Here is a 16,289-nt window from a genome sequence, read left to right as displayed (position 1 = left end):
CTAAGTTGATCTCGTCTAAACAGCCGCTGAGGCGGTCGTTTTCTGGCATAGAACACTTTGAAAACGCACCGCCTCACTTTCAAACCTTATCTGAACACCGTCGGCCGAACCGACCCGCACGCTTTTGCGCTCGGACGCCAAGGGTCAGACATGCAACGCGGCCGCCGGAAACCGGACTGGCTGAAGTCGCGCCCGCCGTCCGGGAGTCGGTTCACCGAGATCAAGTCCACCCTCCGCGACCACGACCTCCACACGGTCTGCGAGGAGGCGAACTGCCCGAACATGGGCGAGTGCTGGTCGGGGAACGACGGGCCGGGCACGGCGACGTTCATGCTCATGGGCGACCGCTGCTCGCGCGGGTGTAACTTCTGTGACGTCGAGACGGGCGGGATGGAGCCGCTCGACCCCGACGAGCCGGCGAACGTCGCCGACGCGGTCGCGGAGATCGGGCTCGACTACGTCGTCTTGACCTCCGTCGACCGCGACGACCTCGCGGACGGCGGGTCGGCGCACTTCGCCGAGACGATCCGGGCGATCAAGCGGCGCGACCCGGAGGTGCTCGTCGAAACGCTCATCCCCGACTTCGGCGGTGACCCCGAGGCGGTGCGGCGGATCATCGACGCGGAGCCGGACGTGATCGCGCACAACGTCGAGACCGTCGAGCGGCTCCAGTGGCCGGTGCGGGACCGCCGCGCGAACTACGAGCAGTCCCTGTCGGTCCTCGATCAGGTCGACCGCGAGTCCGACATCCACACGAAGACGAGCCTCATGCTCGGCGTCGGCGAGTACGACCACGAGGTGTACCGGACGCTCGGCGACCTCCGCGAGGTCGGCGTCGACGTGGTCACGTTCGGGCAGTACCTCCAGCCCTCGCGGTCCCACCTCGACGTCTTCGAGTACGTCCACCCCGACGTCTTCGAGACGTGGCGGCGGGTCGCGGAGGAGGAGTTCGAGTTCCTCTACTGCGCGTCGGGCGCGATAGTCCGGTCGTCGTACAAGGCCGGCGAACTGTTCGTCGAGGCGTTGCTGCGCGAGGAGCGTTCCGCCGAGGACGCGCGCCGCCGCGCGCGGGCCGCGGGCGGCGACTGAATCGCGGGCGGCGACCGAGACCGCTCTTCCGCCGATCGTCCGGACTCGCGGACCGGCTCCCGTTCCCGACAGCTGTCAGGCGCTTTCGATGTTCCGACGATTGTTCGAACAGCGAGTTATTTACCTCTCGGTGACTCACCCTGCGTCAGTGAGACGCACACATGGGAACAACTGACTCGTCGATCGTCGACGCCGCACGGGCCCGGCCGGGGCTCCTCTTCGCCGTCCTTCTCGGCGGCCTCCTCCTCGTCGACCTCGCGGCGAAGCTTGGGGGGGTCGGTCTCGGCCCGATCGGGGGGTCGGTCTCGGTCGACCGGCTCGGATCGAACCTCTGGAACGGCGTCGTCATCGGGCTCGTGATCGGGCTGGCCGGTATCGGGCTCTCGATGACGTACAGCATCCTCTCGTTCGCGAACTTCTCGCACGGCGACCTCGTCAGCGCGGGGGCGTTCACTGGGTGGGGCGTCGCCTTCCTGATCGCCGGGTTCGGCGACGTGCCGGTCCGGGCGCTCCTGACCGTCCGCGACGCCGGGAGCGCCTCGCCCGGTGACGTGGGCGCGCACATCCTCTCGACGCCCGGCGCGATCCTCGTCGGCTTGGTCGCGGCGTTCGTCGTCACCTCGCTGCTCGCGGTGGCGCTCGACCGGGCGTTCTACAAGCCGATGCGCGACCGCGACGGCATCTCGCTGCTCATCGCCTCCATCGGCGCGGCGCTTATCGTGCGCTACCTGCTCCAGTTCGGCTACGGCTCCGACCGCCGGGGCGTGACCGCCAGCGTCGAGCAGTCGAACCTCGCGTTCGGTCCCCTCGGGGTCTCGGTGAACGCGCACGAACTCACCATCCTCGTGGCCGCGGTCGGACTGATGGTCGCGATGCACGCCATGCTCCAGCACACGAAGCTCGGCACGGCGATGCGCGCGATGGCCGACAACAAGGACCTCGCGCTCATCACCGGGATCCCGGCCGAGCGCGTCGTCACCGCGACGTGGATCATCGGCGGCGGGCTCGCGGGCGCGTCCGGCTACCTCTACGTCCTGCTCCGCGGCACGATCCAGTTCGACTTCGGCTGGCTCCTCCTGCTTTTGATCTTCGCGGCCGTAATTCTGGGCGGGATCGGCTCCGTCTACGGGGCCATCGTCGGCGGACTGGTCATCGGCGTCGTGTTCACCACCTCGACGATCTGGATCCCGTCCGACTTCAACCAGGCCGCGGCGTTCGCCGTGATGATCCTGATGCTCCTCCTTCGTCCCGAGGGGCTGTTCGGAGGTGTTTCGACGGCATGAGCGACGCAGATCCGGCCGTTCCGGAGGCCGACGCGCCCGAGAGCGCCACGGCTGCGGTGATCGCGGCCGCCAAGGAGAGCGACTTCGCGCTCGTCGTCGGGACGCTGCTCGCGATCTACGCGGCCGCGGCGCTCCTCTCGTTCACCGACGGCCTCAACAGCGTCGTCGGACTCATGGAGACGCTGACGTTCCTCGGCCTCGTCTACGCGCTCACCGCGCTCGCTCTAAACCTCCAGTGGGGGTACACCGGCCTCTTCAACATCGGCGTCGCCGGCTTCATGGCCGTCGGCGTGTACACGATGGGGATGGTCGTCCGCTCGCCGGACCCGGCCTTCGGGCCCCCCGGACTGGGGCTGCCGCTCCCGGTCGGGGTCCTCGCCGGCATGGGGATGGCGGCGCTGCTGGGAGGCATCGCCGCGCTGCCGGCGCTCCGGCTCAAGGCCGACTACCTCGCGATCGTGACGCTCGGTCTCTCCGAGATCATCCGGCTCTCGCTCCAGTCGAGCGCCTTCGACAGCTTCCTGCGCGACACGATCGGTGCCGGGACGGGCGGCGGTCGCGGGATGGGAATGCCGGACAACCCCGTCCGCGACCTGTTCTTGGTCGACGGGCAGGCGGGGACCCCGACCGCGCTCGGCGACCTCGTCTTCGGGGTATTCGGTACCGACGGGCTCGGCATCTCCCATCCAATCCTCATCGGCTGGGGGTACATCGCCGTGCTCGCCGCCTTCCTCGTCGGCTTCTACCTCCTGCTCGAACGCCTCGGCCGCTCGCCGTTCGGGCGGACGATGAAGGCGATCCGCGAGGACGAACTCGTCGCCAACTCGCTCGGGAAAGACGTGAACCTCGTGAAGATCAAGGTGTTCGTCATCGGCTGCGCGCTGATGGGACTCGCCGGAATCCTCTGGTTCGGCAGTCAGGGCAACGTCTCGCCCACGCCGCAGTTCCGGCCGCTGCTCACCTTCTACGTCTTCATCGCGGTGATCATCGGCGGCTCCGGGTCGAACACCGGCTCCGTCCTCGGCGGCATCGTCTTCGCCGCGGTGCTGTTCGAGGGCCCGCGGCGCGTCGGCGGGGCCGTTCGCGGCCTCATCGACGCCGAGACCCCCGGCTCCTTCGCGGACGCGCTCGTCTCGCTGGACCCGGTGACGCTCCTCGCGTACGCGGCCGACAACGTCGCGCCGCTCCAGTTCGTCTTCCTCGGCCTCGTCTTAGTGTTCATCATCCACCGGCGGCCGGAGGGGGTCCTCGGCGACCGGATCGAGACGGCCGCGGCCGTCGACCTCTCCGAGCGGCCCGCCGGAGGTGAGTCCGATGAGTAGCGACGCCCCCGATCCGAACGATCCGGCCGACGTCGCCGACGGGAGCGACGTCGCCGACGGAGTAGACGCGTCGGCTCCGACCGCCGACGAACCGGAGGAGAACGACGGCGAGGTCGAAGAGTCGGCGAAACACACGCCGTCCGGGTCGCCGCCGCTCCGCGTGGAGGGGCTGGTGAAGCGGTTCGGCGGAGTGACCGCCGTCGACGGGGCCTCCTTCGAGGTCGAGTCCGGGTCGCTCACCGGACTCATCGGCCCGAACGGGGCGGGGAAGTCGACCACGTTCAACTGTATCACCGGCGTCCACGAGCCGACCGCCGGGACGGTGTCCTTCCAGGGCGAGGACGTCACGGGGCTCAAGCCGTACCAGATCGCGCGGAAGGGACTGGTTCGGACGTTCCAGATCGCCCGGGAGCTCTCCGAGATGACCGTCTTGGAGAACCTGATGCTCGCGCCGCAGGGACAGCTCGGCGAGTCCGCGGTCCGCGCCGTGACGCCCGGCCTCCGCGGCGCGGTGGTCGAGGAGGAGACGGCGCTGCGCGAGCGGGCGTGGGAGACGCTGGAGTTCTTCGAGATCGACCACCTCGCGCACGAGCACGCGGGGAACCTCTCCGGCGGGCAGCGGAAGCTGCTGGAGATGGCCCGCGTGCTGATGACCGACCCCGAGATGGTGCTGCTCGACGAGCCGCTCGCCGGGGTCAACCCGACCTTAGAGGAGAAGCTGTTGGACCGGATCCACGACCTGCGCGCGGACGGCTACACCTTCCTGCTCGTCGAACACGACATGGACGTCATCATGAACAACTGCGAACGCGTCATCGTCATGCATCAGGGAAGCGTGCTCGCCGAGGGGACCGGCGACGAGATACGGAACGACGAGCGGGTCATCGAGGCGTACCTGGGTGAGGATCTATGAGCGCCGACGACGCGCCGGAGCCGGCCGGGACGACCGAATCCGGGTCGGAGAGCGACGCCCCGGCGACCGAATCCGGGTCGGAGAGCGACGCCCCGGCGACCGAACCCGTGTCGGAGAGCGGCGACTCTCCCACCGACGCCGAGGTCAGCGCGGGGACGGACCACGCCCTCGGCGGCGACGCGATCTTGCGGATCCGCGATCTCGACGCCGGCTACGGCGACCTCCAGATCCTCTCGGACGTGGTCCTCGACGTCGCCGACGAGGAGTACGTAACCATCGTCGGCCCGAACGGGGCCGGCAAGTCGACCGTGATGAAGACGGTCTTCGGACTCACGACCCACATGGGCGGCACCGTCGAGTTCGAGGGCGAGCCGATCCACGGGCTCGCGCCCGAGCAGATCATCCGCGAGGGGATCGGGTTCGTGCCGCAGAACGACAACGTGTTTCCCGGACTCAGCGTCCGCGAGAACCTCGAAATGGGCGCGTACATCCTCGACGAGGTGCCCGAAGCCCAGATCGAGACGATCTACGACCGGTTCCCCATCCTCCGGGAGCGCAGCGAGCAGAAGGCGGGGACGCTCTCCGGCGGCCAGCGGCAGATGGTGGCGATGGGGCGGGCGCTCATGCTCGACCCGGACCTCCTGCTGCTCGACGAGCCGTCGGCCGGCCTCGCGCCCGACCTCGTTGACGACATGTTCGACCGGATCGATCGGATCAACGACTCTGGGACGGCGGTGCTGATGGTCGAGCAGAACGCGAAGGAGGCGCTCCGCCGCTGCGACCGCGGCTACGTGCTGGTGAACGGCGGGAACCGGTACACCGACCGCGGCGACGTGCTGCTCGCCGACGAGGACGTGCGGCGCGACTTCCTCGGGGGATAAGCGGACTGCTACTGAGGAGGTGTCACCGAGCGGCCCCCGTTCGCCGCAATCCTAGCCGCTCGGCTGCGCGCGGCGATATATGACTCGCTGATCAACACGAACACCGTCGAAGCCCCAGCCGGGAGGACTCGCGCGGCTCGCTGCGCGCCTCGCTCGGTCGCTGCCGCTCCCTCGCTTCGGTGCTTACATCGCCGTGCTTCGTCCTCCCGGCAGTGAGAATCGAAGATTCTCTGGCAGCGAGGGACGCGGTCCCTCGGGCAACCGGGCTTCGCCCGGTGACAGCCGGCGGCTCTGCCGCCGGCGACGCCGCCGCAGCTATCGCTCCCTGTGTTCGGGAAAAATTGGAGAGATGTGATTGCTAACGGACGCCTACTGGTTCAGCACGCTCGACCACTGACTGGAGTACGTCGCCTGATTCGGCTCGAAGGAGACGCGCTGGTCGATGGTGCCGTCGCGCTCCTCGAAGGCGCTCACGTACGACCCTTCGAGCGACTGGCCGTACGCGTCGTTGAGGTACAGCGTGCCGGAGGTCTCCGCGCCGACGATGTCGCCGACGGCCAGGTCGGCCATCGCCGGCCCCTGAAGCAGGTCGGACGGCGCGGTCCGGAAGATGTAGTCGTTGTCGTCCAAGTCCGTGACGTTCGGGTCCGTCGACGACGGCGAGATGCCCACGACGCCGTTCGGGATGAACACCTGATCGGACACCTGGAGGTTGACGTTCGAGGACGCGGGACCGACGACGGCCCCGTACCCGGCGTTCACGAGCGCGTTCGCGCCCGAAATACCGGCCTGCGGGTCCGTCTGCGTGTCCTCGACGCGCGTGTCGACGTCGACGTTGATGCCGGCGTCGTTGACCTGCGTGGCGGCCAGCAGCGCGCCGTCCCGGATCGGTCCGCCGAGCGGCCCGAGGTCACCGGTCTCCGGCATCAACACGCCGATCTGTGCCGTGAACGAGTCGACGCCGACCGGGTCCGCGGCCGTCGCGTTCCGGTCCTCCTCGGAGAGTTCGTTCCCGAACTCGACGGTGTCGAGGGTGACGAGTTCCCCGTCCTGGAAGTCGGTGATGTCGTACGCGGCGGTGGCCATGTCGCCGTTGACGTCGAAGTTGACGCTTGAGGACGCCCCCACGTAGTGGACCGGGTCGCCCGCGGCGACCGTCTCGACCGCCTCGGGCAGGTCCGCGGGACCGAACTCCTCGCCGCCGGGGTTGGCGACCGTGCGGACGCGGTCGCGGATCGCCTCGCCGCTGTTCTCGCCCGCGGCGGTGGCCGCGAGGATCTCGACCGCCATGGCGTCGTACGCCTGCGAGGTGAACACGCCCGGCTCCTCGTCGTACTCCTCCTGATACGACTCGGCGAAGAAGTCGGCCCCGGGGCCGCCGGCCGAGGGTGCCGTACCGATGACGTTGTTCATGTCGCTGTCGACCTCGCCGGGGAGGTCGCCGTCGATCAGCCCGTCGGGGACGATGATGTCCAGGTCCGGCGCGCTGTCGGCGAACTCCGCGTAGAAGTCGCGGAACAGCTGAATGCCCGACTGCGGGAACCCGACGACCATCACGGCGTCGGGGACGGACGCGGAGTCGCCGCCGTCGCCGCCGTCCTCGCCGTCCATGCCGTCGCCGCCGTCCCCGCCGTCGCCGCCNCCGCCATCCTCGCCGTCCCCGCCGTCGCCGCTCTCGGTCGAGCAGCCGGCGATCCCCGCGATCCCGACCGCACCGGCACCTCTGAGTACGTCGCGTCGCTGGATTCTTCGCGTCATTCTGTGACGGTATACCATGCGAGCCGTTATAAGTGTATCCACGGCCACAAATACGACACCGCGGGCCGCCGGACGATCAGACCGGGCTGCTTCCGGTCTACCGCGTTTTTACGGCCGGTTCGCTCAGCGAGGATCGGGCGCGGGACGCGCTTCGTTCCACGGGAGTGACAGGAAGGAAGTCCGCGGCTGGGAGGGATCCGTGACAGAAACGAGGTCGTCGCCGCCGCGCTCGCGGCAACGACCGGCCCCCTGCTCGTCGCGTCTCAGTACCCCTGTGCGTTCCCGTCCTTCCGGGGTTCGGTGGCGGCCGAGAGGACGCCCTTCCGGTTCCGGGCGATCTGCGCGCCGCCGAACATGACCGGCGAGAGCGTCCGCACGTCGTGGTCCTTCCGGACCAGCTTGGCCGCGGCGTCGTCGTCGAAGTGCGGTTCGAGCGCCAGTTCGCCGCTCTCGCGGTACCGCCACCGCGGCTCGTCGAGCGCCCGCTGGAGGGGCATCTCGTAGTCGACGAGGTTCGAGATCACCTGTACGTGGCCCTGCGGCTGCATGTAGCCGCCCATCACGCCGAACGCCGCCCAGTCGTCCTCGTCGAACTTCACGACGCCCGGAATGAGCGTGTGGAAGGGGCGCTTGCCGGGTTCGAGCGCGTTCGGGTGGTCCGGGTCGAGCGAGAACGACGCCCCGCGGTTCTGGAGGGCGATCCCCGTGTCGCCCGCGACGAGGCCGGAGCCGAAGCCGGCGAACCGCGAGTTGATGTAGGAGACGACGTTGCCTTCCTCGTCGGCGACGGTGAGGAGGACGGTGTCGGCGTCCTCGGCGTTCGCGTTCGGCACGCCGAAGGAGACGTCGTGCGAGGCGGTCTCGCCGACGCCGGACGCGCGCTCGGCCGCCCACTCGCTCGACGCCAGCGGCGGACTCGACTCGTAGTCGGGGTCGGTGATGTAGCGGTGGCCGTCGTGGAAGGCCCGCTTCAACGCCTCGGCGAAGTAGTGGACGCGCTCCGGCGAGTCGTAGTCGTACTCGCCCGCGCCGAGTTCGGACGCGACGTTGAGCGCCTCCAGGGCGATCAGCCCTTGGTTGTTCGGCGGCAGTTCGTACACCTCGGCCCCGTTGTAGGTCGTCGACACGGGGTCGGGCCACTCGACCTCGAAGTCGGCGAGGTCGTCGACGGTCATGAACCCGCCCTGCGACTGGACCTCGTCGGCGATCGCCTCGGCGATCTCGCCCTCGTAGACGACGTCCGCCCCCTCCTCGGCGATCTTCTTCATCGACTCGCCGAGACGCGGCATCGTCACCGTCTGGCCGACCGCCGGCGGCTCGTCGTCGAACAGGAACGCCTCGCGGGCGTGGTCGTCGGTGAACAGCGCGTCGGCGCTCGCCCAGTAGGAGGCGATGACCTCCGACACCGGGTAGCCCTCGGTCGCGTAGCGGATGGCGGGCGAGAGCGCGTCCGCGAGGCTCAGCCGGCCCAGTTCCTCGACGGTCGCCTCCCAGCCGCGCGCCGTCCCGGGGACCGTGACCGCGTGCGGGCCGTAGAAGGGCATCCCGGCCTCGCCGGCGTCGTCGACCGCGTAGCCGCCGTCGTCGGGGTAGTACGAGTCCGCGTCGTCGTCCTCGGCGAGCGCGGCCCGGACGTTCTCGATCGTCGCGTCCGCCGGCGCGCCGCCGCACGAGCGCATCGCGCCGACCTCGCCGTCGGCGGTCCGGTACAGCGCGAACACGTCGCCGCCGAGGCCGGTCGAGGTCGGCTCGACGACGTTGAGCGCGGCCGCGGTGGCGACCGCGGCGTCGAACGCGTTGCCGCCCTCGCGTAGCACTTCGATCCCCGCCTCGCTCGCGAGCGGTTGACTGGTCGCCACCACGCCGCGCTGGCCGTACACCGTCGACCGGCGAGACGTGAACCGGTCCAAGTCTGGCTCCATACACACCCCTCCGGCGGCCGGGAGAATAAAGCCCCGACCGGATGTGTCCGGTGTCTCCCGCGGTTGTCCGGCTCGGAGGTCGCCCGCCGCGACGCGGAGCCGCTCAGGAGTGCTTCGCGGCGAGGACTTCGATCTCGTCGATCTGTGGGTCTTCCACGAACAGTTCGTCCGCGCGGTCCAGCAGCTCCGCGGCGATCTCGCCGTCGAGGTGCGCCTGTCGGCCCGCCTCGTCGGGGAACGTGTCGAAGATGCCGAACGTGGTCTCGTCGAGCCGCAGCGCGAACCACGTCGTCGTCTGCTCCTCGGCCTCGGCCGCCGGGAGGGCGGACTCGAGGAACTCGGCCACCTCGTCGGCCTTCTCTGGCTTGGCTTCGAGCCGTGCCTGAAGCGCGTACTCGGAGTCGGACATTCCGGTCGATCCGTGGGCTGTGACGCGTAAAATCCCCGTGGCACCGGGTATTCGGGAACGAGGAATGGGTCACCCCGGCGCTCCTCGCTACCCCCGCGTCACTCCTCGAACTCGGCGTAGTGGCGGACGAGTCCGCACTCGGGACACATCACCGTCGTCAGCGACTTCCGCTCGTTCATCCCGAGTTTGCCGAGCAGCCCCGTCCGCTTCTCGCCGGTCCTGACGTGGGCGTTCCACGCGTCGTCCATGCCGAACTCGACCTCTTCCATCGTGACGCCGCAGTCGGGACAGCGGTGATCCATGGGCGGCGAGTCGCGCGCCGACCTGAAAACGGTTGGCTCGGTGGCGGTCCCCCGCCGAGACGCGGGCGTCGTCCTCGGGATGCTGGGGGCGGGCTGTGCGTCCTGCGGGTCGGCGGTGCTGCTCGGGCTGCTCTCGCTTTTGAGCGTCTCGACCTCGCTGCTATTCCTCCCGCTGGACGGGCTGGAATTCGCGCTGGGCGTGCTCGTCGTCTTGACCCTCTCTATCTACTGGCTCGCCGACGGGATGCCCGGCGGCGAGATCAACGGTTGCCCGGTCGACGTGTAGTCGGGGCGCTCGCTCGTCGCTCGATCGTGCCGACCCGCGTCCGCGTGGAGTGCGTGTCGTGATCGCCGGGCAGCACGCAGCTGTAGTTCGATTGAAAGAGGCCTCGGTACTCACAGCTCACAATCTATCTATAGAGGAGATATTAGAGATTCTATAGAATCTCTCATTCCGTCACGGTTCATCCAGTATCTGGATACATTGGTCCACGACTGTCTCGATCATGACAAGCCTCGGTTCAGGCTGTAGTGTTCGTATACACAATGTTGTCCCTCTCTATTGAACAATCAAGACGTAACAGAGACCGACAACACCGCACGGTAGTGTCTATATCTAAACCCTAAGATGACGGTGTCACGTATTTGATCCAAAAACCGATCTCTTGACTGCTTGTATCCTGAGGTACACTCGCTCTTTAATTCCCAAACTTGAGACATCCGTTATCACTTTCAATTGGAGGAACTTCGCCGTCTCAACCTTATCGGGATATTGTGGCGAACCCTCTCTACTGATCCATCTTGCGTTCTTGTCGCCGATCTCGGATACAATCCTTGAATAACCCCAACGATCAGAGTCGGCACCTAGTTCAATATTATAGTCCGCTTTTTGCTTTCCATTGACTGAAATGGTAACACTTGTTTGACGAGCGTTAGCTGAATGACGCCTTGGACCACTTTTTGTATTCTCTTCCCAGATCTCAGCTAACTCTTGTACTGCTTCCAAAAATTTCTCGTCATTATCAGATGAAACTGACACCGCAGATGGATGTCGATCGTACTCAAGTTCTCTCGTCGTTGGTCCGACTGTTCTCCCAATTATAACTTGTATTGCCCCGATTACAACTGCTGACGCTATTACCGGTTCGAGCAATTCAATCGTCGTGGAGAACGACAACAGATCCAGTCTTGTTGATACGATCGATTCGACGACCGAATACAGTAGGAAAACGACAACGGCTGCCGAAGCTATGGCGGTGAGTATCCACACCATGTCTCTCAGCGTGCGGTTCAGGTTAGGGAAACTCGCAGAGGCGATGGCAAGCACGAACATGAGCACGATCATAGCGACATGTTTGAACCCGACAAGGTCAACTGATCCACCGGAGATTACGGTTAGCACGATGAAACCTAGCATCCAAAGAACAACGAATCGCTCACCCAACGCCCGGTAGCTCGAATAGAGAACTACGAACTCCGAGCCACGACCAGCACTGCGAAGTAATCGCCTGACAGCATTGCGAGCGAAGGCCAGTCCCAACCCTGCGCCGGTCGCAATGTAGATCTGCGTCCGCACCTGTTCGGTAAATTCAATCCCAAAGATCCAAGCGACGATCAAAAACAGCACGATAGACACGATGACGAATCCAACATGACGGATAAATGGATGATCATCCATTTCGAGTGTCATAATCTAAAGTAGCCAGGAGCTGTATAGTAATTTTCGGTGAAATATAACCAACATGGAACTAAGAATTTTAACCGTCCAGCCCCGGGCCAACTCCCTCTCAGAAGCGTGTTCTAGTGCTCGTGCCCACGACGTGCGAGAACGAAGACCGTGAGACGGTTCACGCGGGTGGTGAGGTGATCGTGGAGCCGGGAAGTAGTGGCTTTGTGCGAGCCTTTGCTGACCAACTACCGGGCCCGTTCGACTGTGACTCTGAGACGCTTGCTGACCTGCCTGTTCACGACGGACAGTAACCGAAGAGCAGCATATTGTATTGTTCTATACTAGGAACAAGTTTCTAAGAATCAGAATTTTCTCGTTTCCAGAGCGAGACCAGTTCTGCGACTAGTCTAACCTGAATGGGAATTTAAACTGTATGGGATCTCGTACACCTCTCCTCGCAAATGTATGGATAGAAAGCTGGCCTCGGTACTCATAGGGCTCGTCGCCGCCGGGTGCCGAGTCCGGCTCGGAGCGGTGGTTCGTCATCGGCCGCTCGTCGGTAGCGGCGGAGACGCCTAAAAAGGCCCGACCGCGTCGCGTCCCGGCCGTCGCCGCCTCAGTGCGACGAGCCGGCGTACGCGTTCCAGCGGTCGGTCCCGTTCGCTATCCGGCGGGTGTCCGACGGGTCGAACGTCCCCGCCGCCTGCGCGACCGCCTCGGCCGCGGTCGGCAGGTCGTCTGGACCCTCCTTCGCGTCGTCGCCGTCCGCGGACGCGGACGGTTCCGATCGGTCGATACGCCGCTCAGTCTCGGTCGCCTCGCGCGTGCTCGGACCGCCGGGACCGGCCGTCGTCCCCGCCGTCGAGCGTGCGTCAGTCGTGTACTACGGGCGGCACGTCTCACTCCATGTGCGTATCCTTCATAATTGTTTATGTTGGTGTGAGGATCGCCGGTCGCGGGGGTTATCAGGCGAACTGACGAGAGAACGAGTCCGTCCGGATCGACCGGACGGGGTCGGTCGCGTCGGCTACCGGGCCGACCGGCCGGTGACCAGCGGGCCGGCTAGGCGGTGACTACCAGGCGGACCACGCGGTGAGCGTCTCGTCGCGGGCGTACACCCGCTTGAGGTCCTTCGCGTAGGCGAGGTCGCCGGGGTGGTCGAGCTTCTCGTGGCGGTACTCCGGGGCGTCCTCGCGGATCTGGAGCCCCTCGACGGTGAACTGCTCCTCGCCGAACTCGACCGTCTCGTCGACGGTGAACTCGTAGTCGCCGGGGACGTTCACGCGCAGCGAGCGCGTCTGGTCGGCGTCGCCGTCCTTCGGGTGGAGCGTGACGGGAACCGCGACGTTGTCGACCGCGCGGGTCCACAGCGTCTCCACGTCGGTGATGTCCGCCTCCTCGACGCGCTCCTCGGGACCGAGTTCGACGTCCGTGATCCGCACCTGCATCAGCGCGTCGTCGGTGTCGACGACGAACTCCTCGCCCGCGGCGACGTCGCCGTCGGCGGGCACGTCCATCCGCGTCGTGAACGAGTCGCCGTCCTGCGAGACGACGATCGTCACGGAGACGGTCTCCTCTTCCGGTATCTCAGTTTTATGCGTGTGGTCGCACTCGGTACAGCGCACGGTGGCCTGCCCGCCGGGGCTGAGGACCTCGTGGACGGTCGGCTCGGAGGGCGAACACGACGGACAGGGGAGTCCGACGCGCGCGCCGGCTTCGGTGTCGCTCATTGGGCGCTCGTACCCGCCGCGCCCGTAAATATCCGCCCCTGTGAGCTCGGTGTGGGCCGCGCTCGCGTGGCGCGCGGCCGACGCCCGACTCGGCCGGCTCCGCCCGCGGAGCGCCGCGCGGTAAGGAAACTGGTTTACCGGAGTCCGCGGAACGGTCGCCCATGATCGTACCCGGGTCCAGCTCCCAGCAGCTCGCGGCCGCGCTCGCCGAGGAGACGGGCCGGGCGCTCGCGACGCCCACCTACGACCGGTTCCCGGACGGGGAGGGGCTCGCCGCGGTGCCCGACTTCGACGGCGAGGAGGCCGTGATCGTCGCCGCGACCGACTCCGACGAGGCGTGGGTCGAACTGCTCCAGCTACAGGACGCCGTCCGCGAGGCGGGCGCGACGGACGTGACGACCGTGATCCCCTACATGGGCTACGCGCGGCAGGACGCCTCGTTCGGCGACGGCGAACCGGTCTCCGCCCGCGCGATGGCGAGGGCGATATCGACCGGCACCGACCGCGTCCGCCTCGTCAACCCCCACGAGGCGACCGTCGCCGACTTCTTCGAGGTCCCCGTCGAGGCGGCCGACGCCGCCGCGGTCCTCGCCGAACCGCTCCCGGCCGACCTCGACGACCCCCTCTTTCTCGCCCCCGACGAGGGGGCCGTCGACGTGGCCGGCACCGTCCGCGACGCCTACGGGACCGGCGAGACGGACTACTTCGAGAAGCACCGCGACCGCGAGACCGGTGCCGTCGCGGTGTCGCCCTCCGACGCCACCGCGGCCGACCGCGACGTGGTCGTCGTCGACGACATCATCGCCACCGGCTCGACGATGAGCGAGTCCGTCGCCGTCCTCACCGACCGCGGCGCGGCGCGGGTCCTCGCCGCCTGCGTCCACCCGGTCCTCGCGGCCAACGCGGTGACGAAGCTCCGCGCCGCCGGCGTCGACCGGATCGTCGGCACCGACACCGTCGAGCGGGGCTGTAGCGTCGTCAGCGCCGCGCCCGCCGTGGCCGACGCGCTCGGCTCGCTGTAACCGATCACTTCTCGTCGATCCGCCGGATCACCTCGGCGGGATTCCCCCCGACGACCGTCCGCGCCGGCACGTCGTCGACGACGACCGCCCCGGCCGCGACGACCGCGCCGTCACCGACCTCGACCCTCGGAGTGATCACTGCCCGCCCGCCGATCCAGACGTCGTCGCCGACGGTCACGGGGTCGCCGAACTCCCGGCCCGCGGCCCGCTCGTCGGGGTCGATCGGATGCGTCGACGTGTAGACGTGGACGCCCGGCCCGAGCAGGCAGTTCTCGCCGAACGCGACCGGCGCGGCGTCGAGGAAGACGCAGCCGTAGTTCGCGAAGAAGGCGTCGCCGACGCCGACGTTGTACCCGTAGTCGCAGCGGACCGGCGGCTCGACGACCGCGTCGCCGCCGACCTCGCCGAACAGCTCACGGAGGAGTCGCTCGCGCCGGTCGGTCTCCGTCGGTGCGGTGGCGTTATAACGGCGGCAGCGGTCGCTCGCCCGCCGGCGGTCGGCGACGAGCTCCGGGTCCGTCGGGTCGTACGCCTCGCCGGCGAGCATCCGCTCTTTCTCACGTCCCATACGTACCCGGTGCGGCTGCTGGTAAAAGGGCTGTCCGTCGGCTCCGTTGAGGGGTGTTATTTGTAAACTGAGGCGGGGTCACTGAGGGCTATGTATGACCATCGGCCTCCCGTAATGGCCGCCTAGAACCGCTTGCTGGCCCGTGCGGAGCCGTAGATCGGTGCCTAGTTGATCGACCACCCGCTCGGGTGTAAGTCAGTTGTCCTACCCGGGGAGACACGTCCCCCAGAGTCCCGTCGTGAGCCGGGCGTACACTCGTTGCGTCCCTCAGTCGCTCAGCCGGTACGCTCCCCCGCCGTGCCTACGTCGAAAGGGATCGTGACAGCCGTACCACACTCGGATTCGACGGAATTGGCCGTTTTCAACAGAGAATGTCAGGATCAAATTCTTTTTATCCAGGATTGTTGAAGGCTAATGTAATTGACCGAACATCCGCGGAGCGTCGGGAGATAGCACGAATTGAACGATTTAAATATAATACATGACTGTCAACACAAGTTAACTAACAACTGTCTTAAATATGCTTCTCTTCGATTTTCCAACCCTGGTCGCGTTTGTTTCGGCGGCGATTGTTGTCATTATCTCTCCCGGCCCCGATACGATATACACCTTGACGGAGAGCCTCCGTCACGGGCGCTACGCTGGTGCGGCCGCCGCGTGTGGAACAGCAACAGGAGTCCTCGTTCACACGATGGCAGCGGTACTCGGATTAGCTGCGATTCTCCGAACGTCGGCGCTCGCCTACACCGTCGTGAAGTACCTTGGTGCCGCCTATCTCGTCTACCTCGGTGTTCAGACGCTCCGACGCGACGGGGAGTTCGAGATCCGGAACAACCTCTCGGAGGGGACCACTTCACTCAGGCGGTCATACCGGCAGGCAGTAACGATCAACGTCTCCAATCCAAAGGTCGGGGTTTTCGTCTTCGCGTTCTTCCCACAGTTTATCTCTCAACCGGCAAGCGTGTCCCTCCAAATCTCGATTCTGGGGGTGACCTACGCGACCCTCAGCGTCCTGTATCTCCTGATCGTGGTAGCGTTCGCCAGCCGGGTCCGACACATCATTGTTGGCTCCGAGACGATCTCCAGACTCATACAGTACGCGAGCGGTAGCGTACTGATCGGCTTCGGGTTAAAGCTTGTAACCGAGAAGCAGTCTGGGGCGTAATCTCTGCGAAATTTCGACAACCTCACGCGCACGATGCTGGCGTGCGAGATCCGCACTCCGCGTCTCGCGAGGCCACGAAGGGATACCGAAGTACTGGTCAGACTATCGTGAGTGGTTTTGACACACATAGACGTACAGATGATTCGCAAATAAGGGACAAGAGTAAATATTGCGTTGAAAATGTTATATATTGGAATATAATGTGCGGGTTCGGATGCTTCGGAACGCCGAGGAATCTGTCGTATATATATGAATA

Annotated in this window: 14 protein-coding genes and 1 pseudogene; 8 read left to right on the top strand and 7 right to left on the bottom strand. The window is 66.2% G+C overall.

All coding sequences use genetic code 11. The features are described 5' to 3' along the window. Positions 1 to 150: 150 nt before the first annotated feature. From lipA to C472_RS13775, 5 genes are all read left to right on the top strand, one after another. Positions 151 to 1,089 (top strand): lipoyl synthase, encoded by a 939-nt coding sequence (gene lipA / locus C472_RS13795; protein WP_006630466.1) that lies wholly within the window; start codon positions 151 to 153, stop codon positions 1,087 to 1,089. Positions 1,090 to 1,250: 161 nt separating this feature from the next. Beyond that, on the top strand, positions 1,251 to 2,372 hold the full coding sequence (locus tag C472_RS13790) for a branched-chain amino acid ABC transporter permease (RefSeq protein ID WP_006630465.1): 1,122 nt from the start codon (positions 1,251 to 1,253) through the stop codon (positions 2,370 to 2,372). Then, positions 2,369 to 3,694: a branched-chain amino acid ABC transporter permease gene (locus tag C472_RS13785; protein ID WP_006630464.1), complete on the top strand. Its 1,326-nt coding sequence runs from the start codon at positions 2,369 to 2,371 to the stop codon at positions 3,692 to 3,694. The genes C472_RS13790 and C472_RS13785 overlap by 4 nt, the downstream gene beginning before the upstream one ends. Continuing rightward, positions 3,687 to 4,607 (top strand): ABC transporter ATP-binding protein, encoded by a 921-nt coding sequence (locus C472_RS13780; RefSeq protein WP_006630463.1) that lies wholly within the window; start codon positions 3,687 to 3,689, stop codon positions 4,605 to 4,607. Before C472_RS13785 ends, C472_RS13780 begins: the two co-directional genes overlap by 8 nt. Next, on the top strand, positions 4,604 to 5,488 hold the full coding sequence (locus C472_RS13775) for an ABC transporter ATP-binding protein (protein WP_006630462.1): 885 nt from the start codon (positions 4,604 to 4,606) through the stop codon (positions 5,486 to 5,488). Before C472_RS13780 ends, C472_RS13775 begins: the two co-directional genes overlap by 4 nt. Before the next feature lie 369 nt (positions 5,489 to 5,857). Here C472_RS13775 and C472_RS13770 read toward each other — a convergent pair whose 3' ends face one another. From C472_RS13770 to C472_RS13755, 4 genes are all read right to left on the bottom strand, one after another. Next, complete coding sequence (locus tag C472_RS13770) at positions 5,858 to 7,246, bottom strand: ABC transporter substrate-binding protein (protein ID WP_006630461.1); 1,389 nt, start codon at positions 7,244 to 7,246, stop codon at positions 5,858 to 5,860. Positions 7,247 to 7,509: 263 nt separating this feature from the next. Beyond that, on the bottom strand, positions 7,510 to 9,168 hold the full coding sequence (locus C472_RS13765) for a gamma-glutamyltransferase family protein (protein ID WP_006630460.1): 1,659 nt from the start codon (positions 9,166 to 9,168) through the stop codon (positions 7,510 to 7,512). 103 nt (positions 9,169 to 9,271) lie between these two features. Further along, positions 9,272 to 9,577: a putative quinol monooxygenase gene (locus C472_RS13760; RefSeq protein ID WP_006630459.1), complete on the bottom strand. Its 306-nt coding sequence runs from the start codon at positions 9,575 to 9,577 to the stop codon at positions 9,272 to 9,274. 98 nt (positions 9,578 to 9,675) lie between these two features. Continuing rightward, entirely contained in the window at positions 9,676 to 9,879 is a 204-nt protein-coding gene (locus C472_RS13755) for a hypothetical protein (protein WP_006630458.1), read from the bottom strand. Between the two features lie 61 nt (positions 9,880 to 9,940). Here C472_RS13755 and C472_RS13750 point away from each other — a divergent pair. Further along, positions 9,941 to 10,165, top strand: a pseudogene (locus C472_RS13750) (hypothetical protein); the annotation flags it as partial. A 351-nt stretch (positions 10,166 to 10,516) separates the two neighbouring features. Here the strand turns inward: C472_RS13750 and C472_RS17080 are convergent. After that, positions 10,517 to 11,569: a hypothetical protein gene (locus tag C472_RS17080; RefSeq protein ID WP_152420646.1), complete on the bottom strand. Its 1,053-nt coding sequence runs from the start codon at positions 11,567 to 11,569 to the stop codon at positions 10,517 to 10,519. Positions 11,570 to 12,621: 1,052 nt separating this feature from the next. Further along, positions 12,622 to 13,278: an HVO_0476 family zinc finger protein gene (locus C472_RS13745; RefSeq protein WP_006630456.1), complete on the bottom strand. Its 657-nt coding sequence runs from the start codon at positions 13,276 to 13,278 to the stop codon at positions 12,622 to 12,624. A gap of 161 nt (positions 13,279 to 13,439) precedes the next feature. Here C472_RS13745 and prs point away from each other — a divergent pair, with 161 nt between their 5' ends. Continuing rightward, the gene (gene prs, locus C472_RS13740; RefSeq protein ID WP_006630455.1) at positions 13,440 to 14,300 is read left to right on the top strand and encodes a ribose-phosphate diphosphokinase; all 861 of its coding nucleotides are present in this window, start codon (positions 13,440 to 13,442) and stop codon (positions 14,298 to 14,300) included. Positions 14,301 to 14,304: 4 nt separating this feature from the next. Here prs and C472_RS13735 read toward each other — a convergent pair whose 3' ends face one another. Further along, positions 14,305 to 14,868, bottom strand: coding sequence for a maltose acetyltransferase domain-containing protein (locus tag C472_RS13735; protein ID WP_049906664.1), 564 nt, complete (start codon positions 14,866 to 14,868; stop codon positions 14,305 to 14,307). A 520-nt stretch (positions 14,869 to 15,388) separates the two neighbouring features. On the opposite strand from C472_RS13735, the gene C472_RS13730 reads away from it, so the two are divergent. Next, positions 15,389 to 16,033 carry a LysE family translocator gene (locus C472_RS13730; protein ID WP_006630453.1) on the top strand — a complete coding sequence of 215 codons (645 nt, stop codon included), beginning with the start codon at positions 15,389 to 15,391 and terminating at the stop codon, positions 16,031 to 16,033. The last annotated feature ends 256 nt before the right edge of the window (positions 16,034 to 16,289 follow it).

Origin of the sequence: Halorubrum tebenquichense DSM 14210 (assembly GCF_000337415.1) — an archaeon.
In the GTDB taxonomy this organism is placed as follows: domain Archaea; phylum Halobacteriota; class Halobacteria; order Halobacteriales; family Haloferacaceae; genus Halorubrum; species Halorubrum tebenquichense.
The sequence above is the reverse complement of the archived record's forward strand: the minus strand, read 5'-3'. Positions and strand labels throughout refer to the sequence as shown.

What these genes read in the sequence shown, in the direction of transcription:
- lipA (WP_006630466.1), top strand. Translation starts at nt 151, where the DNA reads ATGCAACGCGGCCGCCGGAAACCGGACTGGCTGAAGTCGCGCCCGCCG.
- C472_RS13790 (WP_006630465.1), top strand. Translation starts at nt 1,251, where the DNA reads ATGGGAACAACTGACTCGTCGATCGTCGACGCCGCACGGGCCCGGCCG.
- C472_RS13785 (WP_006630464.1), top strand. Translation starts at nt 2,369, where the DNA reads ATGAGCGACGCAGATCCGGCCGTTCCGGAGGCCGACGCGCCCGAGAGC.
- C472_RS13780 (WP_006630463.1), top strand. Translation starts at nt 3,687, where the DNA reads ATGAGTAGCGACGCCCCCGATCCGAACGATCCGGCCGACGTCGCCGAC.
- C472_RS13775 (WP_006630462.1), top strand. Translation starts at nt 4,604, where the DNA reads ATGAGCGCCGACGACGCGCCGGAGCCGGCCGGGACGACCGAATCCGGG.
- C472_RS13765 (WP_006630460.1), bottom strand. Translation starts at nt 9,168, where the DNA reads ATGGAGCCAGACTTGGACCGGTTCACGTCTCGCCGGTCGACGGTGTAC.
- C472_RS13760 (WP_006630459.1), bottom strand. Translation starts at nt 9,577, where the DNA reads ATGTCCGACTCCGAGTACGCGCTTCAGGCACGGCTCGAAGCCAAGCCA.
- C472_RS13755 (WP_006630458.1), bottom strand. Translation starts at nt 9,879, where the DNA reads ATGGATCACCGCTGTCCCGACTGCGGCGTCACGATGGAAGAGGTCGAG.
- C472_RS17080 (WP_152420646.1), bottom strand. Translation starts at nt 11,569, where the DNA reads ATGACACTCGAAATGGATGATCATCCATTTATCCGTCATGTTGGATTC.
- C472_RS13745 (WP_006630456.1), bottom strand. Translation starts at nt 13,278, where the DNA reads ATGAGCGACACCGAAGCCGGCGCGCGCGTCGGACTCCCCTGTCCGTCG.
- prs (WP_006630455.1), top strand. Translation starts at nt 13,440, where the DNA reads ATGATCGTACCCGGGTCCAGCTCCCAGCAGCTCGCGGCCGCGCTCGCC.
- C472_RS13735 (WP_049906664.1), bottom strand. Translation starts at nt 14,868, where the DNA reads ATGGGACGTGAGAAAGAGCGGATGCTCGCCGGCGAGGCGTACGACCCG.
- C472_RS13730 (WP_006630453.1), top strand. Translation starts at nt 15,389, where the DNA reads ATGCTTCTCTTCGATTTTCCAACCCTGGTCGCGTTTGTTTCGGCGGCG.